The sequence below is a fragment of the Pseudomonas sp. NFACC05-1 genome (assembly GCF_900100135.1).
In the GTDB taxonomy this organism is placed as follows: domain Bacteria; phylum Pseudomonadota; class Gammaproteobacteria; order Pseudomonadales; family Pseudomonadaceae; genus Aquipseudomonas; species Aquipseudomonas fluorescens_Q.
This window is the reverse complement of sequence record NZ_FMTR01000005.1, coordinates 274,677-295,869: the sequence shown is the minus strand read 5'-3', so window position 1 is coordinate 295,869 and position 21,193 is coordinate 274,677. Positions and strand designations below refer to the sequence as shown.

Below are 21,193 nucleotides of genomic sequence, written 5' to 3'. Positions count from 1 at the left end.
CTTGCTCCCGCTCGGCTGCGCAGCAGTCGTCACTCTTTGGATTGGGGTTGCTTCGCAACCCAGCGGGAGCAAGCTCCCTCGCCACAAGAGCATTTCCCCTTAAAGGGCGGTGGCACCCAGCGCCGTCACGATCTGTTGCAAGGCCGCCGACTGCCCTTCGATACGCACCTTCAGGCTGTCGATTTCCCGCCGCGGCGGGTAGTGCTTGCGCAGGGCATCGAATGCACTGCGTTGCTCGCTGACCGTTCCAACCAAGCTGCGGCGAAAGTTCGCGTCGTCGCCACGGGGGTCATACACGCTCCGGCATAACACCGCCAAGGCCCAGGCCGGGTCGGTTGCGGCATCCAGGGTGATGCCACCCAGCCAAGGTCGAGGCAACAGGTCGCCGAGGCTGACTTCAACCGGCCGCTCCAGGAAAGCGCACAAGGCCTGGTAGATCTGCGCCGTGCCGCGCTGGCGGCCATCGAGGCTGTAACCGGCAATGTGCGGGGTCGCGATCACGCACAAATCGGCCAGGTCCACATCCACGGTGGGTTCCTGCTCCCAGACATCCAACACCGCTTGCAGGTCCTCACGTTCCAGCAACACTTCGCGCAGCGCGGCGTTGTCGATCACCGGGCCGCGGGCCGCGTTGATCAGCCAGGTCCCGGGCTTGAGCTGGTTCAGACGCGCCTCGTCGAACAGGTGCCAGGTTGGTTGCTCACCGTCGCGGGTCAACGGTGTGTGCAGGCTGATCACATCGCACTGTTCGATGATCTGCTCCAGGCTCATATAGTCGCCCCCCTCGGCAGCCTGACGCGGCGGATCGCAGACCTTCACGGTCCAGCCCAACCCCTTGAGCACCTCGATCAACCGCCCGCCCACTTGGCCTGCGCCGACCACACCGAAGGTTCGTTGCTCAAGTTGCGCACCTTCGATTTCTGCCAGGGTCATCAGGCTGCCCAGCACATAGTCCACCACGCCACGGGCATTGCAGCCCGGCGCGCTGGCCCAGCGAATACCGGCCTCGGCGAAATAATCCAGGTCCAAGTGATCGGTGCCGATGGTGCAGGTGCCGACGAAGCGCACCTTGCTGCCTTCCAGCAGAGCCCGATTGATCTGGCTGACCGAACGTACCAGCAGCACGTCGGCTTGCTCGACCATCGTCCGGTCGATCCCCCGGCCCGGTACCCGGCGGATTTCGCCGAATCCTTGGAAAAATGCATCAAGCAGGGGGATGTTTTCGTCGGCGACGATCAGCATGGCAAAGCTCCTTTGGCGGGGTAGGCAGTGTAGGCGTTCCAGTAACTCCGTGCATTCCTTCAGTGAATGATGTTGTGGCGAGGGAGCTTGCTCCCGCTGGGTTGCGCAGCAACCCCAATCCAAAGAGCGACGACTGCTGCGCAGCCGAGCGGGAGCAAGCTCCCTCGCCACGGGTCACCCTGTTCCCGGTCCAAAGAGTACAGGCTGGATACAAGGGAGCGAGCAATTACAAATCCACAACACAGGTTTTTTCCTGACCACTGTGTCAAGGCGTAGAATTCGCCGCCTTGCGCTTAATCTTTTCGGACGCTTCGCCTGTGAACCCTGTAATCGATACCACCACCCTCTCCCGCCCGGCCCGCGTTCGCCTGGAACTCAGGACCTTGCTGGCCCTGGCCTTGCCGATCATGGTGGCGCAACTGGCAACCACCGCCATGGGGTTCGTCGATGCGGTGATGGCCGGTCGCGTCGGCCCACGGGACCTGGCCGCGGTGGCATTGGGTAACTCGATCTGGGTGCCGGTGTTCCTGTTGATGACCGGCACATTGCTGGCGACCACGCCGAAAGTTGCCCAACGCTTCGGTGCCGGCACGTTCGCCGAGATCGGCCCGCTGGTGCGCCAGGCGCTGTGGCTGGCATTGGTGGTGGGGTTGATCGCCTCACTGGCGCTGTTCAGCGCCGAACCGATCCTGCACATCATGAATGTCGACCCCGAATTGATTGGCCCATGCATGGAATACCTGCGCGGCATCGGCACGGGCCTGCCAGCCGTGGCGCTGTACCACGTACTGCGCTGCTTCAGCGACGGCCTGGGACGCACGCGGCCGGCGATGGTGCTGGGGCTGTGCGGGTTGGCGCTGAACATTCCGCTCAATTACATCTTCATCTACGGGCACTTGGGCGTGCCCGCCATGGGCGGGGTCGGTTGCGGCTGGGCCACGGCCATCGTGATGTGGGTCATGGCCCTGGGCATGGCCGGTTGGGCCCGCTGGGCACCGGCCTATCAGTCGAGCCGGTTGTTCAGCCGTTTCGACTGGCCGCAATGGGCGGTCATCAAGCGCCTGCTGGGCATCGGCCTGCCGATTGGCATCGCGGTGTTTGCCGAGTCGAGTATTTTCGCAGTGATTGCCCTGCTGATCGGCAGCCTCGGCGCCACGGTGGTGGCCGGGCACCAGATCGCACTGAACTTCAGTTCCCTGGTGTTCATGATCCCCTACTCCCTGGGCATGGCCGTGACGGTGCGGGTCGGCCAGGCCCTGGGGCGCGCTCAGCCCCGTGAAGCGCGCTTCGCCGCGGGGGTGGGCATGGGCACGGCGCTGGCCTACGCCTGCCTGTCGGCGAGCCTGATGTTCGCATTGCGCGGCCCCATCGCCGCGATCTATACCGCCGACCCGGTGGTGATCGAGGTGGCGTCGATGCTGATCGTCTACGCGGCGCTGTTTCAGTTTTCCGATGCGATCCAGGTCACGGCGGCGGGCGCGTTGCGCGGCTATCAGGACACCCGGGTGACGATGATCCTGACGCTGTTCGCCTATTGGGGTATCGGCCTGCCAGTGGGTTACGCCCTGGGCCTGACCGACTGGCTCGGTGTGGCCAGCGGCCCGAGTGGCTTGTGGCAAGGCTTGATCGTGGGCTTGAGCTGCGCGGCGCTGATGCTGTCGATCCGTCTGGCCCGCAGCGCGCGCAAGCAGATCCGCATCAGCCGCTCGACGGATTAAGCGAGTTTCTTGCGGATCCAGTAGAGGTAGGTGCCTGCCTCTTCCTGCTGGGCCACCAGTTCGTGGTCCAGGAACACGCAAAACTTGGGGATGTCGCGGCGGGTCGAAGGGTCGGTGGCGATCACCTTCAGCAATCCGCCGGGGGCCAGGTCGCGAATGTGCTGGTGCAGCATCATCACCGGCTCCGGGCAATTGAGGCCTGTGGCATCCAGCGTGCCGTCGACCGGCGTGTCGTTCATTTCACTCATGTTCTACTCCTGAAACTGGCCGGCATTGTCGCGCAATGTCGGCGCCCTTAACAGACCTGCATCCATCCCTGTGGCGAGGGAGCTTGCTCCCGCTCGACTGCGCAGCAGTCGTCGCTCTTTGGATCGGGGTTGCTTCGCAACCCCGCGGGAGCAAGCTCCCTCGCCACAAAAGCTGTTCAAGACAGCATCAACGGGACTTCGGTTTCTTCGTATCCAACCGCCGCAAATGGCAGGTCACTTCCTCACGGTCGTGGTACAGCTGCTTGCAACCGATCTCGACCTTGATGCCCCGCGCCTTGAAACCGTCGGCGATGCGTTCGAGCAGGCGCTTGACCTCGGCGTAACGTTGCTTCATCGGCAGCTTGAGGTTGACCACCGCCTCGCGGCAATGACCCTCGCCGATCCATTCTTCCAGCATCGCCGCGTTACGCGCTGGCTTCTCGACGATGTCACAGACCATCCAGTCCACCGGCTGCTTGGGTTTGAACGTGAAGCCGTCTGCCATCAAATGCTGCACCAGGCCGGTGTCCATCAGGCTTTCAGCCATCGGTCCGTTGTCGATGGCCGTCACCAGCATCCCACGGTTGACCAGTTGCCAGGTCCAGCCACCCGGTGCCGCGCCGAGGTCCACGCCGGTCATGTCACTGTGCAGGCGCTCGTCCCACTGGTCCCGGGGAATGAAATGGTGCCAAGCCTCTTCAAGCTTGAGGGTGGAACGGCTCGGCGCTTCCCGGGGAAACTTCAGGCGGGGAATGCCCATGGGCCACATGGCCGAGTTATCGGATTCGGCCAGGCCCAGGAACACTTCGCGGCCACTCTTGAATGTCAGCAGCAGGCGCGGCTTGCGCGGATCGTCCACCAGCTTGCCGGCGCCAATCAGCGCCTTGCGCAAGGGGCCTTCGAATTTCTTGCAGAAGTTCGACAGTTCCTTGCCGTCGTTGGTATCCACCACTTCCAGCCACAGGCTGCCGCAGGTCGGGAAAGCAGCCATGTGGGCCAGGATGACACTGATGCGGTCGGTCTCCGGCAAATCGATGAAAGTACCCCGCGCCCACTGGCGCGGAAAAATCAGTTCGGCGAAACGCAGACCACCCATCAGCCGCTCGGCACCGTCGTCTTCAGTGCAGACAAATTCAGCGCAGGCACTGGCCGGTTTGGCCTTGGCGTAGCCGGCAACGTTGAGTCGGGTCGCGTGTTCGGCGATCTCGGAACAGACCTCGCCTTCGAAGCCCGGCCGGCAGTGCATGAAAAGCGTGTTCATTGAAACTCCGTAGCAAAGCCTGTCACGAAAACCGCCGCATGATAGCGGAGTTCGGAACCGCGAACCTGCCCATAGAGTCCAGTGATTAGTCATACGCTCAAAACAGGGCTAGGTTAAAGGCTCTGTCCGTTCCGTCAGTCCGTAGCCGTGCGGACTTAAAGGAGTGATTGCAATGCCGTCCCTCGATAGCCTGAAAACCCTTAAAACACTGCAAGTCGACGCCAGGACCTACCACTATTTCAGCCTGCCGGAGGCCGCCCGAAGCCTCGGCGACCTGGACAAGCTGCCCATGTCGCTGAAAGTGCTGCTGGAAAACCTGCTGCGCTGGGAAGATGAAAAAACCGTCACCGGCACCGACCTCAAGGCCTTGGCCGGTTGGCTGAAAGAGCGCCGATCCGACCGAGAGATCCAATACCGCCCGGCACGGGTGTTGATGCAGGACTTCACCGGCGTCCCCGCCGTGGTCGACCTGGCCGCCATGCGTGCCGCCGTGGAAAAGGCCGGCGGTGATCCCCAGCGGATCAACCCGCTGTCACCGGTGGACCTGGTGATCGACCACTCGGTAATGGTGGACAAATTCGCCAGCAGCCAGGCGTTCGAGCAGAACGTCGACATCGAAATGCAACGCAACGGCGAACGCTACGCCTTCCTGCGTTGGGGCCAGAGCGCCTTCGACAACTTCAGCGTGGTGCCGCCGGGCACTGGCATCTGCCATCAGGTCAACCTCGAATACCTGGGCCGCACCGTGTGGACCAAAGAGGAAGACGGCCGCACCTACGCGTTCCCGGACACCCTGGTAGGCACCGACTCCCACACCACCATGATCAATGGCCTTGGCGTGCTGGGCTGGGGTGTCGGCGGGATCGAGGCGGAAGCCGCCATGCTCGGCCAACCGGTGTCGATGCTGATCCCCGAGGTCATCGGCTTCAAACTCATCGGCAAGCTACGCGAAGGCATCACCGCCACCGACCTGGTGCTGACCGTCACGCAGATGCTGCGCAAGAAAGGCGTGGTGGGCAAGTTCGTCGAGTTCTATGGTGATGGCCTGGCCGACCTGCCCCTGGCCGACCGCGCCACCATCGCCAACATGGCGCCGGAATACGGCGCCACCTGCGGTTTCTTCCCGGTGGATGAGGTGACCCTGGACTACTTGCGCCTGTCGGGACGTCCAGCGGAAACGGTGAAATTGGTGGAGGCCTATTGCAAGGCCCAGGGCCTGTGGCGCTTGCCCGGCCAGGAACCGGTGTTCACCGACACCCTGGAGCTGGACATGGGCAGCGTCGAGGCCAGCCTCGCCGGGCCGAAACGTCCGCAGGACCGGGTTTCGCTGCCAAATGTCGGCCAGGCTTTCAGCGACTTCCTGGGGTTGCAGGTCAAACCCACCAGTAAAGAAGAAGGTCGCCTGGAAAGTGAAGGTGGCGGTGGCGTCGCGGTGGGCAATGCCGACCAGGTGGGCGAAGCCGAATACGAATTCGAAGGCCACACCCATCGCCTGAAAAACGGCGCGGTGGTGATTGCCGCCATTACTTCGTGCACCAACACCTCCAACCCCAGCGTGATGATGGCCGCCGGGCTGCTGGCGAAAAAAGCCGTGGAGAAAGGCCTGACCCGCAAGCCTTGGGTCAAGAGCTCCCTGGCCCCGGGTTCCAAGGTGGTCACCGACTACTACAAGGCGGCCGGGCTGACCGAATACCTGGATAAACTCGGTTTCGACTTGGTGGGCTATGGTTGCACCACTTGCATCGGCAACTCCGGACCGTTGCCGGAGCCCATCGAAAAAGCCATCCAGAAAGCCGACCTGACGGTGGCTTCGGTATTGTCGGGCAACCGCAACTTCGAAGGCCGGGTGCACCCACTGGTGAAGACCAACTGGCTGGCTTCGCCACCGCTGGTGGTCGCCTATGCCCTGGCCGGCACCGTGCGCATCGACATCAGCAGCGAGCCGCTGGGCAACGACCGGGACGGCAAGCCGGTGTACCTGCGGGATGTCTGGCCCAGCAGCCAGGAAGTGGCCACCGCCGTCGCCCAGGTCAACACCAGCATGTTCCACAAGGAATACGCCGCCGTATTTGCCGGTGACGAGCAATGGCAAGCCATCGAAGTGCCGCAGGCGGCGACTTACGTCTGGCAGGACGACTCGACCTACATCCAGCATCCGCCGTTCTTCGACGCCATCGACGGGCCGCCACCGGCCGTCAAGAACGTCGAAGGCGCCCGGATCCTGGCGCTGCTGGGAGACTCGGTCACCACCGACCACATCTCCCCGGCCGGCAACATCAAGGCGGATAGCCCGGCCGGTCGCTACCTGCGCGAACAAGGCGTGGAACCGCGAGACTTCAACTCCTACGGTTCCAGGCGTGGCAACCACCAGGTGATGATGCGCGGCACCTTCGCCAATATCCGCATTCGCAACGAAATGCTCGACGGCGAAGAAGGCGGCAACACGATCTACATCCCCAGTGGCGAAAAAATGCCGATCTACGACGCCGCCATGCTGTACCAGGCAATGGGCACGCCGCTGGTGGTGATCGCCGGCCAGGAATATGGCACCGGATCGAGCCGGGACTGGGCAGCCAAGGGCACGAACCTGCTAGGGGTCAAGGCGGTGATCGCCGAAAGCTTCGAGCGTATCCATCGCTCCAACCTCGTGGGCATGGGCGTGCTGCCGTTGCAGTTCAAGCTCGACCAGAACCGCAAGAGCCTGAACCTCACGGGCAAGGAAACCCTGGACATCCTCGGGCTCAATGACGTCGAACTGACGCCGCGCATGAACCTGCCCTTGGTCATTACCCGCGAGGACGGCAGCCGGGAGCGAATCGAAGTGTTGTGCCGGATCGATACCTTGAATGAAGTGGAATATTTCAAGGCCGGCGGAATCCTTCACTATGTGTTGCGGCAATTGATTGCCGGCTAGAAAGACCCGTCTCTTACAGCGAACACGGGTCAGTGAAAAACAAGCCCCTCTGTGGGAGCAAGCTTTCGCGATAGCGGTAGAACAGCCAACATCGATGTTGACTGACAAGCCCCTATCGCGAGCAAGCTCGCTCCACAGGTCCTGTGGCTTACTGACCGTCATTAGCGTTTTAACAAGCGGCGTTTTTGCACGAGCCCGCCTATAATCCCGTCGGCAATCACGGAACAGAGTCAGCCAACGGCTTGCCCCCTCCTACGCATGAACCTGCATGGATACAAAACGTGCTCTTTGCGCAATATGGCAGCGTCATAGACGCGGCGGCCACTTTCGCCCAAAGCTCTACCGTCTAAAAGGATGTTGTATGCCCGCTTTACCCTGGCCCTACCTGGCCATGCTCGCCATCGGCTATGGCTTGGCCCTGGCCTACGGCCAGTTGGCCTGGACCGCCCTCATCTCAGTCGCGCTATTGCTGTTCGCCGGGTATGCCGTTCGCCAGCAACCCATGCCAATCGGCCGGTTTCTCGGTCACATTCTATTTGTGGTACTGGCCCTGGCGTTGGCCTTGCATTGGATGCCCGGCTTCTTCAACGGGCGGGCGATCCCGGCGCAACGCTTGACCGACGACGCCGCGCCATTTGCCATGTACCTGAACCAGGACAAGCCCCTGATCGGATTCTGGCTGCTGCTGGCCTGCCCCTGGATCGTCGGCCAGCGGTCACTTCGCCTGTCGGTCTACGCCACGGCCCTGGGGCTGGCTCTGAGCGCGGTGCTGGCCCTCGGCGGGGCGATGCTGCTGGGCATGATCCACTGGGCACCAAAATGGCCGGAGCACGCCTGGTTGTGGGTGCTCAATAATCTTTTATTGGTGACGCTTGTGGAGGAAGCGCTATTTCGTGGCTACATTCAGGGAGGCTTGAGCCGACGCTTCAAACACCTGGGTTACGGCGACAACCTGGCGCTGCTCCTGACCTCGCTGCTGTTCGGCCTGGTACACGCTGGCGCAGGTTGGCAATGGGTGCTGTTGTCGGGCCTGGCGGGGGTCGGCTACGGCCTGGCGTATCGTTTTGGCGGCCTGGGCGCGGCGATTGCTACGCATTTTCTTCTCAATCTGCTTCATTTCGCCCTATTTACCTACCCGATGCTGGCGTGATAGCGACAGGCAAAAATAACTTCAATTAAAACCTGACACCGCCGACAACCTTTCATAGCCTTTCAAAGCCTTGCGGATCAACACACATGCGTAACAACCAACCCGTCACACAACGCGAAAGGACCTTCCCGGCCCAGCAACGATTGATTTCGACCACCGATGCCAAGGGCGTGATCACCTACTGCAACGACGCGTTCGTTGACATCAGCGGGTATTCGAAGGAAGAACTGATTCGTTCACCGCACAATCTCGTGCGCCATCCCGACGTTCCATCCGCAGTGTTTGCACACATGTGGGGGACGCTGAAACAAGGCTTGCCATGGATGGGCATCGTCAAGAACCGCAGCAAGAACGGCGACCATTACTGGGTCAATGCCTATGTCACGCCCGTGTTCGAGGGCAATCAGGTGGTCGGCTACGAATCGGTGCGGGTCAAGCCCTCCGCCGAACAGATCGCTCGGGCCGAAGCGCTTTATCAACGCATCAACCAAGGCAAGTCCGCGGTTCCGGGCAGCGACAAATGGGTACCCATACTGCAGGACTGGCTACCGTTTATCCTGGTCAGCCAGTTGAGTTTCGTCGTCGGCGCGTTCCTGGATTCCTCCTGGGGTTTTGCCCTGGCGGCCGTGCTGTCGGTGCCCTTGGGGCTGATGGGCCTGCAATGGCAGCAACGCGGAATCAAGCGCCTGCTGCGCCTGGCCGAGCAAACCACGTCCGACCCGCTGATCGCCCGGATGTACACCGACAGCCGCGGCGTCCAGGCACGCCTGGAGATGTCGATCCTCAGCCAGGAAGCACGCCTGAAAACCTGCCTGACCCGCCTGCAGGACACCGCCGAGCACCTTAACGACCAGGCTCGCCAGTCCAATACCCTGGCCCATAACAGTTCCAGCGGCCTGGAGCGCCAGCGGGTGGAAACCGAACAGGTCGCCACGGCCGTCAACCAGATGGCGGCAACCACCCAGGAAGTCGCCAGCCACGTGCAGCGCACCGCCGATGCCACCCAGGAAGCCAACCGCCTGACCAGCCGCGGCCGCGACATCGCTGGCGAAACCCGCGAAGCCATCGAGCGCCTGTCGGTGGTGGTCGGCGAAACCGGCCAGACCGTGACCCAACTGGCCAAGGACAGCGACGAGATCGGTGGCGTGGTGGACGTGATCAAAGGCATCGCCGACCAGACCAACCTGCTGGCCCTCAACGCCGCCATCGAAGCGGCCCGTGCCGGGGAGATGGGCCGTGGCTTTGCCGTGGTGGCTGACGAAGTGCGGCAACTGGCACAACGCACCAGCGAATCCACCGGGCAGATCCACGCCCTGATCGCCAAACTCCAGCAGACCGCCACCAACGCCGTGCAGACCATGGACGCTGGCCATCGCCAGGCCGAAGAAGGCGTGGCACGGGTCATGGAAGCGGACGAGGCTCTGGTGGGGATCAGCGAAGCGGTGGCCCACATCACGGACATGACCACCCAGATCGCCGCCGCCACCGAGGAGCAAAGCTCAGTGGCCGAGGAGATCAGCCGCAACATCAGCAATATCTCGGAACTGGCCGACCAGACCTCCGGCCAGGCCCACAGCTCGGCGCTGCTCAGCGAAGAGCTGACCCGCACGGCCAATACGCAGTATTCATTGGTGGAGCGGTTTAACCGCTGACAGATGCCTGCCTCACAAAAAACCCGGACAGCGTAGGCTTCCGGGTTTTTTGCCGCCTGGAAGGCCGCTCACGCGTGCCTGCTCGCGATGAGGTTTTGTCGTGACCTGTCAACTCTGACAGTAGACCGCAATCGCCACATTGTTAAAGTGCAAATGCAACAAGGGAGAACATTTCATAAAAACGATTAGCAATGAGGTTCTTTCACATGAAAGTTCATGACTTCTACTTTCCCAAAGACGAGCACCAGCGGCTCAACGGATCCTTTTCTTGGTACCTCGGCCCTACGCTCGTTCATGCAAGATCTACGTCTTTCTTACTGCGTCTCTCTCCGCCCCCAAGAGAGCACACCTGGTTCCTTACCGGCACTGCCGACTACCCAAGTACTGGTGATTATTTCTATTTCCAAATTGGGGTTGATTATGTCAGCGAGGAAGTGATGGACGCGAGTTACACATTAGAAGGCGGCTTCTCCTTCCGTCACACGCATTCGATTCCTGGTCAGCCCGGCTGGTTTCAATCGGTCCGCGCTGACAGCGCAGAATTGACTATCAGGCTCGATCCTGTGGGTGGAACCGCGAAGGGCAATTTCACCGCTCATTTCAACACCGATGGGTACGACATGCACCCGACGGGGACATTCGACTTAATCCGGGATGACATGAAAAATTAGTTACGGTCTGAATGATCCATCGCGAGCAAGCGCAATTCCAGGAAGTAAAAATTGCAGCAGGTCAGTTCGCGATGGGACGGTGACAGTCAGGCAAAAGGTTACTCAAGGAATTTTGTCACCCTGAGCGCCGCCGCCTCCATATGTTGCTCATGACTAAACCCCGAAGCCTTCAGCGGTTTCAGGTCATGATCCCCCGCCACCAACCACATCACCTCGATGCCCGGTGACAATTCATACCCCTGCACCGCCTCCCGATTGCCCAACGCATCGCGCTCGCCCTGGACGATCAAGGTGGGGGTCTTCAACGTCGCCAAGTGCTCGACCCGCGGTTTCTGCGGCTTGCCCACCGCATAGAAGGGATAGCCCAGGCACACCAGCGCGTCGGCGCCCAATTCATCGGCCAGCAAACTCGCCATGCGCCCGCCCATGGACTTGCCGCCAATGGCCAGCCGCCCAGCGACATAAGGCCGCACCGTGGCGTACACCTGTCGCCAGCATTCCAGCAGCTTCGGTGCCGGATTGGGTGGGCGCTTGCCCCCATCCAAACGTCGTTGGGCCATGTAGGGAAACTCGAAGCGCAGCACGTTGACCCCATGCGCGGCAAGGCCCGCAGCCATTTCCTCCATGAATCCGCTGTCCATCGGTGCACCGGCGCCGTGGGCCAGGATCAGGGTCGGCGCCTCGGCACTGGCGCCCGACCGCGCGGCCGTCCATAGCCAACCGTGTTCGGCCACACACCGCACCCATTGATCCCCGTCAATACTGGCCTTGTGCTGTTTGTCCATGCTGATCTCGCTTTTAGTCTGCCTATAACTCCAGGCGAAGAACGCCGCACTGCCTTGCGCAGGCGCTCACTTCGGCTGAACCGTGGATGGGGAACCATGAACACTTCTATCAGTACCGCCTACAACTACAAGGTGGTCCGCCAATTCGCCATTATGACGGTGGTGTGGGGCATCGTCGGCATGGGGCTCGGGGTTTTTCTCGCCGCCCAATTGGTCTGGCCACAGCTCAACTTCGATTTGCCCTGGACCAGCTTCGGCCGCCTGCGCCCGCTGCACACCAACGCGGTGATCTTCGCCTTCGGTGGCTGTGCGTTGTTCGCCAGTTCGTTCTATTCGGTGCAGCGCACCTGCCAGACTCAGCTGTTTGCGCCGAAAATCGCCGCGTTCTGCTTCTGGGGCTGGCAACTGGTGATCCTGCTGGCGGCCATCAGCCTGCCACTGGGCTACACCAGTTCCAAGGAATACGCCGAGCTGGAATGGCCGATCGACATTCTGATCACCATCGTCTGGGTTGCCTACGCGATTGTGTTCTTCGGCACCGTGGCCAAGCGCAACACCAAGCACATCTACGTTGGTAACTGGTTCTTCGGCGGGTTCATCCTGACCGTGGCGATCCTGCACATCGTCAACAACCTGGAACTGCCGGTGAGCCTCACCAAGTCCTACTCGGTCTACGCCGGGGCCACGGACGCGATGGTGCAATGGTGGTACGGCCACAACGCCGTGGGCTTCTTCCTCACCGCAGGCTTCCTGGGGATGATGTACTACTTCGTGCCGAAGCAGGCCGAGCGCCCGGTGTATTCCTATCGCTTGTCCATCGTGCACTTCTGGGCCCTGATCACCCTGTACATCTGGGCCGGCCCTCACCACTTGCACTACACCGCGCTGCCGGACTGGGCACAGTCCCTGGGCATGGTGATGTCGCTGATTCTGCTGGCGCCAAGCTGGGGCGGCATGATCAACGGCATGATGACCCTGTCGGGCGCCTGGCATAAGCTGCGCAGCGACCCGATCCTGCGGTTCCTGGTGGTGTCCCTGGCGTTCTACGGCATGTCGACCTTCGAAGGTCCGATGATGGCGATCAAGACCGTCAACGCCCTCTCCCACTACACCGACTGGACCATCGGCCACGTACACGCCGGCGCACTCGGCTGGGTGGCAATGATTTCCATCGGCGCCCTGTACCACATGATCCCGAAAGTCTTCGGCCGGCCACAGATGCACAGCATCGGGCTGATCAACGCGCACTTCTGGCTCGCGACCATCGGCACCGTGCTCTACATCGCCTCGATGTGGGTCAACGGCATCGCCCAGGGCCTGATGTGGCGTGCGGTGAACGAGGACGGCACGCTCACCTACTCCTTCGTCGAAACCCTGGTGGCCAGTCACCCAGGCTTCGTCGTGCGGCTGGCGGGCGGGTCGATCTTCCTCCTCGGCATGCTGCTGATGGCCTACAACACCTGGCGCACCGTGCGGGCCTACCAGCCTGCCGAAGCCGCCGCTGCCGCGCAGATGGCCTGAGGAGTCCACCATGAAACACGAAACAATCGAAAAAAACGTCGGCCTGCTGATGCTGCTGATGGTCCTGGCCGTGAGCATTGGCGGCCTGACCCAGATCGTGCCGCTGTTCTTCCAGGACGTGACCAATAAACCGGTGGACGGCATGAAGCCCTACACCGCCCTGCAACTGGAAGGCCGTGACATCTACATTCGTGAAGGCTGCGTCGGTTGCCACTCGCAGATGATCCGTCCGTTCCGCGCCGAGACCGAGCGCTACGGCCACTACTCCGTCGCCGGTGAAAGCGTCTGGGACCACCCATTCCTGTGGGGCTCCAAGCGCACCGGGCCGGACCTGGCCCGGGTTGGCGCGCGCTACTCCGATGACTGGCACCGCGCCCACTTGTACAACCCGCGCAACGTCGTGCCCGAGTCGAAAATGCCGGCCTACCCGTGGCTGGTGACCCAAGCGGTAGACAGCAGCCACACCGAAGGCAAGCTGCGCGCCATGCGCACCCTGGGCGTGCCGTACACCGATGACGACATCACCGCCAGCGTGGCCTCGCTCAAGGGCAAGACCGAAATGGACGCGCTGGTGGCCTACCTGCAAGTGCTCGGCACTGCCATCAAGAGCAAGAGGTGAGCCATGGTTCTTGAAATGAGTACTGGAATGATCCGCGGCCTGGGCACGGTCGTGGTGTTCATCGCCTTCATCGGCCTGACCCTGTGGGTATTCAGCAGCAAACGTCGTCCAGAGTTCGCCGAAGCGCGCCTGCTGCCGTTCGCCGACGAGCCAGCTGCCGACATCGCCCCCCCCCAAGACCCTGCAACAAGGAGTACCCGGCCATGACCACCTTCTGGAGTACGTGGATCTGCGTACTGACCATCGGCAGCCTCATCGGCCTGACGTGGTTGCTGATCGGCACTCGCAAGGGCGAGACCAAGGGCAGCGTCGACCAGACCATGGGCCACAGCTTCGACGGCATCGAGGAGTACGACAACCCGCTGCCACAGTGGTGGTTCCTGTTGTTCGCCGGCACCCTGGTGTTTTCCGTCGGCTACCTGGTCCTCTATCCGGGCCTGGGCAACTGGAAAGGCATCCTGCCAGGCTACGAGAACGGCTGGACCGGCGCCCATGAATGGGAAAAGGAGATGGCCAAGGCCGATGCCAAGTTCGGACCGATCTTCGCCAAATTCGCCGCCATGCCCGTGGAGGAAGTGGCCAAGGACCCACAGGCCTTGAAGATGGGTGGCCGCCTGTTCGCCTCCAACTGCTCGGTCTGCCACGGCTCGGACGCCAAGGGTGCCTTTGGCTTCCCGAACCTGGCCGACAGCAACTGGCGTTGGGGCGGTGCTGCCGACACCATCAAGGCCACCATCATGGGCGGTCGCATGGCGGCGATGCCCGCCTGGGGCGAAGTACTGGGGGACGCCGGGGTCAAGAACGTGGCCGCGTATGTACGCCACGACCTGGCCGGCCTGCCGTTGCCGGCAGACAGCGGTGCCGATCTGCAGGCCGGACAGCAGGCCTTCAACACCACCTGCGTCGCCTGCCACGGCGCCAACGGCCAAGGGACCGAAGCCATGGGCGCGCCGAACCTGACGCAACCGGCCGGTTTCATCTATGGCACCAGCCTGGCCCAGTTGCAACAGACCATTCGCCATGGTCGCCAGGGCCATATGCCAGCGCAGAATGAGTTGTTGGGCAATGACAAGGTGCAACTGCTGGCCGCCTACGTCTACAGCCTGTCCCACACCGCCGGTGCCGAGCGCCTGCAAGCCGAACACAAAAGCGAATAAATCTTGACCGCGTGAACAGCCGTATCCGTCTGGATGCGGCTGCTCCGTGTCCCTGCGCGACGCATTGTCGCACCCTCCCATAGTCTTTCTTTCGGTTCCCCGGAATCGGGTCTAAGCTTGCCTTTGCGTGCGCTGGCGACTGCCGGTTTCAGGTCGACCCGACCCGATGCGTTCGACAATCGTTCGTCAAAAAGGCCGCAAAGGCAGGTGAATACCGGCTGTTGCGACAGTTGCCTGGCATCACCCGAACGCCGTGTTTGAACACACCCCGTTACAACCGACCCGACCCCCTCGCCTCTTTCCTTCGTTGCGACATTTTGCCGAGGGCCAATTTTGTCCCTACACGGAACATGGAAAGGCCGCAGAATCAGCTTTGGAAAGCATTGACCCAGGTCATGGCGCGTTGCAATGACCCCCCGCTTTCTCCATACTTGCGACCGATTTTTATCCTAATAAAACACCCAAACCGTGGAACCTTAGAATGAGCACAGCAATCAGTCCGACTGCTTATAACTATAAGGTAGTCCGCCAGTTCGCCATCATGACGGTGGTCTGGGGGATCCTTGGCATGGGGCTCGGTGTCTTCATCGCCTCGCAACTGGTCTGGCCGGAGTTGAACTTCGATCTGCCATGGACGACATTTGGACGCCTGCGCCCGCTGCACACCAACCTGGTGATCTTCGCCTTCGGTGGTTGTGCATTGTTTGCCACTTCTTATTACGTCGTGCAGCGAACCTGCCAAACGCGACTGATCTCCGACAGCCTCGCCGCCTTCACCTTCTGGGGCTGGCAAGCGGTCATCGTCGGTGCGATCGTGACCTTGCCACTGGGTTACACCACCACCAAGGAATACGCTGAGCTGGAATGGCCCCTGGCTATCCTGCTGGCCATCGTCTGGGTGACCTACGGTCTGGTGTTCTTCGGCACCATCGTCAAGCGCAAGACCAAGCACATCTACGTCGGTAACTGGTTCTACGGTGCCTTCATCGTCGTGACCGCCATGCTGCACATCGTCAACCACGCTTCCCTGCCGGTCAGCTTCTTCAAGTCGTACTCGGCCTACTCGGGCGCGACCGATGCGATGATCCAGTGGTGGTATGGCCACAACGCCGTGGGCTTCTTCCTGACCACCGGTTTCCTGGGGATGATGTACTACTTCGTGCCGAAACAGGCCGAGCGTCCGATCTATTCCTATCGCCTGTCCATCGTGCACTTCTGGGCGCTGATCACCCTGTACATCTGGGCCGGTCCGCACCACCTGCACTACACCGCACTGCCGGATTGGGCGCAGTCCCTGGGCATGGCGATGTCGATCATCCTGCTGGCACCAAGCTGGGGCGGCATGATCAACGGCATGATGACCCTGTCGGGCGCCTGGCATAAGCTGCGCACCGACCCGATCCTGCGCTTCCTGGTGGTGTCGTTGGCGTTCTACGGCATGTCGACCTTCGAAGGCCCGATGATGGCCATCAAGACCGTCAACTCCCTGAGCCACTACACCGACTGGACGATCGGCCACGTGCACGCTGGTGCGCTCGGCTGGGTGGCGATGATTTCCATCGGCGCCATCTACCACATGATCCCGAAACTGTTCGGTCGTGCGCAGATGCACAGCACCGGCCTGATCAACGCGCACTTCTGGCTCGCGACCATCGGTACCGTGCTCTACATCGCCTCGATGTGGGTCAACGGCATCACCCAAGGCCTGATGTGGCGTGCAATCAACGACGACGGCACCCTGACCTACTCGTTCGTCGAAGCGCTGCAGGCCAGCCACCCTGGCTTCATCGTGCGTGCCCTGGGCGGCGCGTTCTTCGCCAGCGGCATGCTGCTCATGGCCTACAACGTGTACCGCACCGTTCGTGCCTCTGACCCGGCTGAAGCTGAAGCCGCCGCCAAGATCGCCGTAGTTGGAGCTCACTGATGAAGCACGAAGCAGTAGAGAAGAATATCGGCCTGCTGGCCTTCTTCATGGTCATTGCCGTCAGCATCGGCGGCCTGACCCAGATCGTCCCGCTGTTCTTCCAGGACGTGACCAACAAGCCGGTCGAAGGCATGAAGCCACGTACCGCCCTTGAACTGGAAGGCCGTGACATCTATATCGCCAACGGTTGTGTCGGCTGCCACTCGCAGATGATCCGTCCGTTCCGCGCCGAAACCGAACGCTATGGCCACTATTCGGTCGCCGGTGAAAGCGTCTGGGACCACCCATTCCTGTGGGGTTCCAAGCGTACCGGTCCGGACCTGGCCCGCGTTGGCGGCCGCTACTCCGACGACTGGCAGCGTGCGCACTTGTATAACCCGCGCAACGTGGTGCCTGAGTCGAAAATGCCAGCCTACCCGTTCCTCGTAGAAAACAAGCTCGACGGCAAAGACACCGCCAAGAAAATGGAAGTCCTGCGCACCCTGGGCGTGCCTTACACCGACGAAGACATCGCCGGTGCCAAGGATGCCGTCAAGGGCAAGACTGAAATGGACGCGCTGGTGGCCTATCTGCAAGGCCTGGGCACCATCATCAAAAGCAAACGGTGATTCTTTATGGATATCGGGATGATTCGCGGCCTGGGCACCGTCGTCGTGATGGTGGCCTTCATCGGTCTGGCCCTGTGGGTGTTCAGCCCCAAGCGCAAGTCGGAGTTTGACGACGCGACCTTGCTGCCGTTCGCGGATGATCCCGAAGCCATCAAGCACGTCGAGCAAGCTTCTAGGAGTAACAAAGAATGACTACATTCTGGAGTCTGTACGTCACAGTCCTCAGCCTGGGAACGATCTTCTCCCTGACCTGGCTGCTGCTGTCGACCCGCAAGGGCCAGCGCGCCGAGCAGACGGACGAGACCGTCGGCCACTCGTTCGACGGGATCGAGGAGTACGACAACCCACTGCCGAAATGGTGGTTCATGCTGTTCGTGGGCACCATCGTGTTCGCCCTCGGTTACCTGGTGCTCTACCCAGGCCTGGGCAACTGGAAGGGCCTGCTGCCAGGCTACAACTACCTGGACACCGAAAAGCAGACCGCCTTCGCCAACGGCCAGACCGGCTGGACGGGCGTCCATGAGTGGGAAAAGGAAATGGCACGTTCGGACGCCAAGTTCGGTCCGATCTTCGCCAAGTTCGCCTCCATGCCGATTGAAGAAGTCGCCAAGGACCCACAAGCCCTGAAGATGGGTGGCCGCCTGTTCGCCTCCAACTGCTCGGTCTGCCACGGTTCCGATGCCAAGGGCGCCTATGGCTTCCCTAACCTGACCGACGCCGACTGGCGCTGGGGCGGTGAGCCGGAAACCATCAAGACCACCATCATGGGCGGTCGTCACGCCGTGATGCCGGGCTGGGCTGCCGTGGTCGGCGAGCAAGGCGTGGCCGACGTGGCCGCTTACCTGGTGACCAGCCTGCACAGCCGCAAACTGCCGGAAGGCGCCAAGGCCGATCCAGCCAATGGGCAGAAACTCTTTGCCGCCAACTGCGTGGCCTGCCACGGCCCTGCTGGCAAAGGCACGCCAGCCATGGGCGCACCTGACCTGACGCACCCGGCCGGTTTCATCTACGGTTCGAGCTTCGCTCAGTTGCAGCAGACCATCCGCTACGGTCGCCAGGGCCAGATGCCGGCCCAGGCCGACTTGCAAGGCAACGACAAGGTCCATTTGCTGGCCGCCTACGTCTACAGCCTGTCTCACGGCGAAAAGGCTCCTGCGGCTGACGCCCAGTAAAGCCAGCGCCTGATGCCCCCAAGGCCCCGTCAACCCAGGTTGACGGGGCCTTTTTGTTTGCCGGTGCGACAGGGCAATGGTTTTATCTTGCCCGCAATCAACGACGGTAGTAACGTGCCTACATTCAGTTTTCTCGAGGACGCCGCCATGTCCATCACCACTATTTCCAGCCGCGAATTCAACCACGACACAAGTGGTGCCAAAAAAGCCACCCGCCAGGGGCCGGTCATCATCACCGACCGTGGCAAGCCGGCCCATGTGCTGCTAAGCATTGAGGAGTACCAGAAACTGACCGGCATCGGCACCAGCATTGTCGAATTGCTGGTCATGCCCGACACGCCGGATATTGATTTCGATACCGAACGTGCCGTCATCTCTCCTCGTTCGGTGGACCTGTCCTGATGTACCTGCTCGACACTAACGTCATCTCGGAACTGCGTAAGCCTCAGGCCGATAAAAACGTACTGGCTTGGGCGCGTAGCGTGCCCGCCCCCAGCCTTTACCTCTCGGCAATTACCGTATTGGAACTGGAAACCGGCGTGTTGCGCTTCGAACGCAAAGACCCGGCGCAAGGCAGCCGTCTGCGCGCATGGCTGGACAACCATGTCATGCCCGCATTCGCCGGCAGAATCCTGGCGGTCGACCGCGCCGTTGCGCTGCGCTGCGCTCGCCTGCACGTTCTGGTTCGCAGCAATGAATGCGATGCATTGATTGCCGCCACCGCGCTGGTTCATGGGCTGACCGTAGTCACCCGCAATGTGACTGATTTCCGAGGCAGCGGCGTGGCGTTGCTTGATCCGTGGTCCAACCAAAGCCTCCTCGCGACAGGCGAACCGCGCACTGGGTAACGTCGACCCATGGTAGCCGCACCAAGCCAATCCGAAAGGGTCTGCTGAATGAGTCAGCAGGCCCTTTCGTTTTTCTCCAGTGCCATGGAATGTCTATAGTCAATTGACCTGGGTCAAGACTTGTTACATCCCGCTACACCATTGTGCCCTCATCCCCAACGCGACCAAAGGTCGCACCCTTGGGCTAGAGCGACAGGCGTATCATTGCGCCACCGCAACACCCTTTCTGACCGTGGTTAGCACGTACTGGCCACGGCACTTTTCCACTGCCGTGGGATGCATTTGATGAGCAACCAGATTCCGGTACATGACGTCACCCCGCCTGCCAAGGACGCGAACAAAAGCGTCGACCTGTATGCCTCTCGGGAAAAAATCTACACCCGTGCCTTCACTGGCCTGTTCCGCAACCTGCGAATGGCTGGCGGCGCGCTATTGTTCCTGCTGTATTTTGGTACGGTCTGGCTGAACTGGGGTGGCCATCAGGCCGTCTGGTGGAACCTGCCGGAGCGCAAATTCTTTATTTTCGGCGCCACCTTCTGGCCCCAGGATTTCATCCTGCTGTCCGGGATGTTGATCATTGCCGCCTTTGGCCTGTTTTTCATCACAGTCTATGCAGGACGCGTGTGGTGTGGCTACACCTGCCCACAGAGCGTGTGGACCTGGATCTTCATGTGGTGCGAAAAAGTCACCGAAGGCGACCGCAACCAGCGCATCAAGCTCGACAAGGCCCCCATGGGCGCCAACAAATTCCTGCGCAAGCTCGCCAAGCACAGCCTGTGGCTGCTGATCGGTTTCGTCACCGGCATGACCTTTGTTGGTTACTTCACGCCAATCCGCGAACTGGTGTTCGAGTTCTTTACCGGCCAGGCCGATGGCTGGTCGTATTTCTGGGTGGGTTTCTTCACCCTCGCCACCTACGGCAACGCTGGCTGGCTGCGTGAGCAAGTGTGTATCTACATGTGCCCGTACGCACGCTTCCAGAGCGTGATGTTCGACAAGGACACCTTGATCGTTTCCTACGACCCGCGTCGTGGCGAAAGCCGTGGCCCGCGCAAGAAGGGCGTTGACTACAAAGCCCTGGGCCTGGGGGATTGCATCGACTGCACCATGTGCGTCCAGGTCTGCCCTACCGGCATCGACATCCGCGACGGCCTGCAGATCGAGTGCATCGGCTGCGCGGCCTGCATCGATGCCTGCGACAACATCATGGACAAAATGGATTATCCACGCGGCCTGATCAGCTACACCACCGAACACAACCTTTCAGGGCAGAAAACCCATAAACTGCGCCCGCGCCTGATCGGTTATGCCCTGGTGCTGCTGACCATGATGAGCCTGTTGGCGGCGGCGTTCTTCATGCGCTCGCTGGTGGGTTTCGACGTCAGCAAGGACCGCGTGCTCTACCGCGAAAACGCCGAAGGCCGGATCGAGAACGTCTACAGCCTGAAGATCATGAACAAAGACCAACGCGACCATACGTACGTCCTGGAAGCCGCCGGCCTGCCCGACCTCAAGTTGCAAGGCCGTCGGGAAATCAAGGTCGCGGCCGGCGAGATCTACAGCCAGCCGGTCGAGCTGTCCAGCGCACCGGAACAACTGCCATCGAGCACCAACGAGGTGACCTTCATCCTCAAGGACGCCGATGACGAAAGCGTACATGTCGAAGCCAAGAGCCGGTTCATCGGCCCACAAACTCGTTGAGA

20 protein-coding genes are annotated in these 21,193 nt (G+C 61.3%); 16 read left to right on the top strand and 4 right to left on the bottom strand.

All coding sequences use genetic code 11. The features are described 5' to 3' along the window. Positions 1 to 99: 99 nt before the first annotated feature. Positions 100 to 1,242 carry a 4-phosphoerythronate dehydrogenase PdxB gene (gene pdxB / locus BLO97_RS11280; protein WP_092148401.1) on the bottom strand — a complete coding sequence of 381 codons (1,143 nt, stop codon included), beginning with the start codon at positions 1,240 to 1,242 and terminating at the stop codon, positions 100 to 102. A 317-nt stretch (positions 1,243 to 1,559) separates the two neighbouring features. Here pdxB and BLO97_RS11270 point away from each other — a divergent pair, with 317 nt between their 5' ends. After that, a complete protein-coding gene (locus BLO97_RS11270; protein WP_092345899.1) occupies positions 1,560 to 2,960 on the top strand; it encodes an MATE family efflux transporter in 1,401 nt (466 codons plus the stop codon). On the opposite strand, the gene tusA is transcribed toward BLO97_RS11270, so the two are convergent. Next, positions 2,957 to 3,208 carry a sulfurtransferase TusA gene (tusA, locus tag BLO97_RS11265; protein WP_003183455.1) on the bottom strand — a complete coding sequence of 84 codons (252 nt, stop codon included), beginning with the start codon at positions 3,206 to 3,208 and terminating at the stop codon, positions 2,957 to 2,959. The genes BLO97_RS11270 and tusA overlap by 4 nt on opposite strands. Positions 3,209 to 3,395: 187 nt before the next feature. Further along, positions 3,396 to 4,469, bottom strand: coding sequence for a 23S rRNA (cytidine(2498)-2'-O)-methyltransferase RlmM (gene rlmM, locus BLO97_RS11260; protein WP_092345897.1), 1,074 nt, complete (start codon positions 4,467 to 4,469; stop codon positions 3,396 to 3,398). A 172-nt stretch (positions 4,470 to 4,641) separates the two neighbouring features. On the opposite strand from rlmM, the gene acnA reads away from it, so the two are divergent. The 4 genes from acnA to BLO97_RS11240 all read left to right on the top strand — a co-directional run bounded on the left by acnA (position 4,642) and on the right by BLO97_RS11240 (position 10,856). Then, a complete protein-coding gene (gene acnA, locus BLO97_RS11255; protein WP_092345895.1) occupies positions 4,642 to 7,383 on the top strand; it encodes an aconitate hydratase AcnA in 2,742 nt (913 codons plus the stop codon). 361 nt (positions 7,384 to 7,744) lie between these two features. Further along, complete coding sequence (locus BLO97_RS11250; protein WP_092148417.1) at positions 7,745 to 8,533, top strand: CPBP family intramembrane glutamic endopeptidase; 789 nt, start codon at positions 7,745 to 7,747, stop codon at positions 8,531 to 8,533. Between the two features lie 86 nt (positions 8,534 to 8,619). After that, positions 8,620 to 10,185 carry a methyl-accepting chemotaxis protein gene (locus BLO97_RS11245; RefSeq protein WP_092345893.1) on the top strand — a complete coding sequence of 522 codons (1,566 nt, stop codon included), beginning with the start codon at positions 8,620 to 8,622 and terminating at the stop codon, positions 10,183 to 10,185. 206 nt (positions 10,186 to 10,391) lie between these two features. Next, the gene (locus BLO97_RS11240) at positions 10,392 to 10,856 is read left to right on the top strand and encodes a hypothetical protein (protein WP_092481403.1); all 465 of its coding nucleotides are present in this window, start codon (positions 10,392 to 10,394) and stop codon (positions 10,854 to 10,856) included. Between the two features lie 98 nt (positions 10,857 to 10,954). Here the strand turns inward: BLO97_RS11240 and BLO97_RS11235 are convergent, their stop codons facing one another. Beyond that, on the bottom strand, positions 10,955 to 11,641 hold the full coding sequence (locus BLO97_RS11235; RefSeq protein ID WP_092223079.1) for an alpha/beta family hydrolase: 687 nt from the start codon (positions 11,639 to 11,641) through the stop codon (positions 10,955 to 10,957). 96 nt (positions 11,642 to 11,737) lie between these two features. Between BLO97_RS11235 and ccoN (BLO97_RS11230) the strand changes: the two genes are divergently transcribed. The 11 genes from ccoN (BLO97_RS11230) to ccoG all read left to right on the top strand — a co-directional run bounded on the left by ccoN (BLO97_RS11230) (position 11,738) and on the right by ccoG (position 21,191). After that, entirely contained in the window at positions 11,738 to 13,162 is a 1,425-nt protein-coding gene (gene ccoN / locus BLO97_RS11230; RefSeq protein WP_060738426.1) for a cytochrome-c oxidase, cbb3-type subunit I, read from the top strand. 10 nt (positions 13,163 to 13,172) lie between these two features. After that, positions 13,173 to 13,781, top strand: coding sequence for a cytochrome-c oxidase, cbb3-type subunit II (gene ccoO / locus BLO97_RS11225; RefSeq protein ID WP_063322200.1), 609 nt, complete (start codon positions 13,173 to 13,175; stop codon positions 13,779 to 13,781). 3 nt (positions 13,782 to 13,784) lie between these two features. Continuing rightward, a complete protein-coding gene (locus BLO97_RS11220; protein ID WP_092223077.1) occupies positions 13,785 to 13,988 on the top strand; it encodes a cbb3-type cytochrome oxidase subunit 3 in 204 nt (67 codons plus the stop codon). Beyond that, the gene (gene ccoP / locus BLO97_RS11215) at positions 13,985 to 14,938 is read left to right on the top strand and encodes a cytochrome-c oxidase, cbb3-type subunit III (RefSeq protein WP_092148429.1); all 954 of its coding nucleotides are present in this window, start codon (positions 13,985 to 13,987) and stop codon (positions 14,936 to 14,938) included. Before BLO97_RS11220 ends, ccoP (BLO97_RS11215) begins: the two co-directional genes overlap by 4 nt. A gap of 481 nt (positions 14,939 to 15,419) precedes the next feature. Further along, positions 15,420 to 16,862: a cytochrome-c oxidase, cbb3-type subunit I gene (gene ccoN / locus BLO97_RS11210; RefSeq protein ID WP_063322203.1), complete on the top strand. Its 1,443-nt coding sequence runs from the start codon at positions 15,420 to 15,422 to the stop codon at positions 16,860 to 16,862. Beyond that, positions 16,862 to 17,470: a cytochrome-c oxidase, cbb3-type subunit II gene (ccoO, locus tag BLO97_RS11205; protein ID WP_018925301.1), complete on the top strand. Its 609-nt coding sequence runs from the start codon at positions 16,862 to 16,864 to the stop codon at positions 17,468 to 17,470. The genes ccoN (BLO97_RS11210) and ccoO (BLO97_RS11205) overlap by 1 nt, the downstream gene beginning before the upstream one ends. 6 nt (positions 17,471 to 17,476) lie before the next feature. Then, positions 17,477 to 17,662 (top strand): CcoQ/FixQ family Cbb3-type cytochrome c oxidase assembly chaperone, encoded by a 186-nt coding sequence (locus tag BLO97_RS11200; protein WP_003183474.1) that lies wholly within the window; start codon positions 17,477 to 17,479, stop codon positions 17,660 to 17,662. Further along, the gene (gene ccoP, locus BLO97_RS11195; protein ID WP_063322204.1) at positions 17,659 to 18,642 is read left to right on the top strand and encodes a cytochrome-c oxidase, cbb3-type subunit III; all 984 of its coding nucleotides are present in this window, start codon (positions 17,659 to 17,661) and stop codon (positions 18,640 to 18,642) included. Before BLO97_RS11200 ends, ccoP (BLO97_RS11195) begins: the two co-directional genes overlap by 4 nt. A gap of 147 nt (positions 18,643 to 18,789) precedes the next feature. Next, the gene (locus BLO97_RS11190) at positions 18,790 to 19,044 is read left to right on the top strand and encodes a type II toxin-antitoxin system Phd/YefM family antitoxin (RefSeq protein ID WP_063322205.1); all 255 of its coding nucleotides are present in this window, start codon (positions 18,790 to 18,792) and stop codon (positions 19,042 to 19,044) included. Then, positions 19,044 to 19,490, top strand: coding sequence for a type II toxin-antitoxin system VapC family toxin (locus BLO97_RS11185; protein WP_092223073.1), 447 nt, complete (start codon positions 19,044 to 19,046; stop codon positions 19,488 to 19,490). Before BLO97_RS11190 ends, BLO97_RS11185 begins: the two co-directional genes overlap by 1 nt. A 285-nt stretch (positions 19,491 to 19,775) precedes the next feature. Further along, positions 19,776 to 21,191 (top strand): cytochrome c oxidase accessory protein CcoG, encoded by a 1,416-nt coding sequence (gene ccoG, locus BLO97_RS11180; protein ID WP_003199601.1) that lies wholly within the window; start codon positions 19,776 to 19,778, stop codon positions 21,189 to 21,191. Positions 21,192 to 21,193 lie beyond the last annotated feature (2 nt).

What these genes read in the sequence shown, in the direction of transcription:
- pdxB (WP_092148401.1), bottom strand. Translation starts at nt 1,242, where the DNA reads ATGCTGATCGTCGCCGACGAAAACATCCCCCTGCTTGATGCATTTTTC.
- tusA (WP_003183455.1), bottom strand. Translation starts at nt 3,208, where the DNA reads ATGAGTGAAATGAACGACACGCCGGTCGACGGCACGCTGGATGCCACA.
- rlmM (WP_092345897.1), bottom strand. Translation starts at nt 4,469, where the DNA reads ATGAACACGCTTTTCATGCACTGCCGGCCGGGCTTCGAAGGCGAGGTC.
- acnA (WP_092345895.1), top strand. Translation starts at nt 4,642, where the DNA reads ATGCCGTCCCTCGATAGCCTGAAAACCCTTAAAACACTGCAAGTCGAC.
- BLO97_RS11250 (WP_092148417.1), top strand. Translation starts at nt 7,745, where the DNA reads ATGCCCGCTTTACCCTGGCCCTACCTGGCCATGCTCGCCATCGGCTAT.
- BLO97_RS11245 (WP_092345893.1), top strand. Translation starts at nt 8,620, where the DNA reads ATGCGTAACAACCAACCCGTCACACAACGCGAAAGGACCTTCCCGGCC.
- BLO97_RS11240 (WP_092481403.1), top strand. Translation starts at nt 10,392, where the DNA reads ATGAAAGTTCATGACTTCTACTTTCCCAAAGACGAGCACCAGCGGCTC.
- BLO97_RS11235 (WP_092223079.1), bottom strand. Translation starts at nt 11,641, where the DNA reads ATGGACAAACAGCACAAGGCCAGTATTGACGGGGATCAATGGGTGCGG.
- ccoN (WP_060738426.1), top strand. Translation starts at nt 11,738, where the DNA reads ATGAACACTTCTATCAGTACCGCCTACAACTACAAGGTGGTCCGCCAA.
- ccoO (WP_063322200.1), top strand. Translation starts at nt 13,173, where the DNA reads ATGAAACACGAAACAATCGAAAAAAACGTCGGCCTGCTGATGCTGCTG.
- BLO97_RS11220 (WP_092223077.1), top strand. Translation starts at nt 13,785, where the DNA reads ATGGTTCTTGAAATGAGTACTGGAATGATCCGCGGCCTGGGCACGGTC.
- ccoP (WP_092148429.1), top strand. Translation starts at nt 13,985, where the DNA reads ATGACCACCTTCTGGAGTACGTGGATCTGCGTACTGACCATCGGCAGC.
- ccoN (WP_063322203.1), top strand. Translation starts at nt 15,420, where the DNA reads ATGAGCACAGCAATCAGTCCGACTGCTTATAACTATAAGGTAGTCCGC.
- ccoO (WP_018925301.1), top strand. Translation starts at nt 16,862, where the DNA reads ATGAAGCACGAAGCAGTAGAGAAGAATATCGGCCTGCTGGCCTTCTTC.
- BLO97_RS11200 (WP_003183474.1), top strand. Translation starts at nt 17,477, where the DNA reads ATGGATATCGGGATGATTCGCGGCCTGGGCACCGTCGTCGTGATGGTG.
- ccoP (WP_063322204.1), top strand. Translation starts at nt 17,659, where the DNA reads ATGACTACATTCTGGAGTCTGTACGTCACAGTCCTCAGCCTGGGAACG.
- BLO97_RS11190 (WP_063322205.1), top strand. Translation starts at nt 18,790, where the DNA reads ATGTCCATCACCACTATTTCCAGCCGCGAATTCAACCACGACACAAGT.
- BLO97_RS11185 (WP_092223073.1), top strand. Translation starts at nt 19,044, where the DNA reads ATGTACCTGCTCGACACTAACGTCATCTCGGAACTGCGTAAGCCTCAG.
- ccoG (WP_003199601.1), top strand. Translation starts at nt 19,776, where the DNA reads ATGAGCAACCAGATTCCGGTACATGACGTCACCCCGCCTGCCAAGGAC.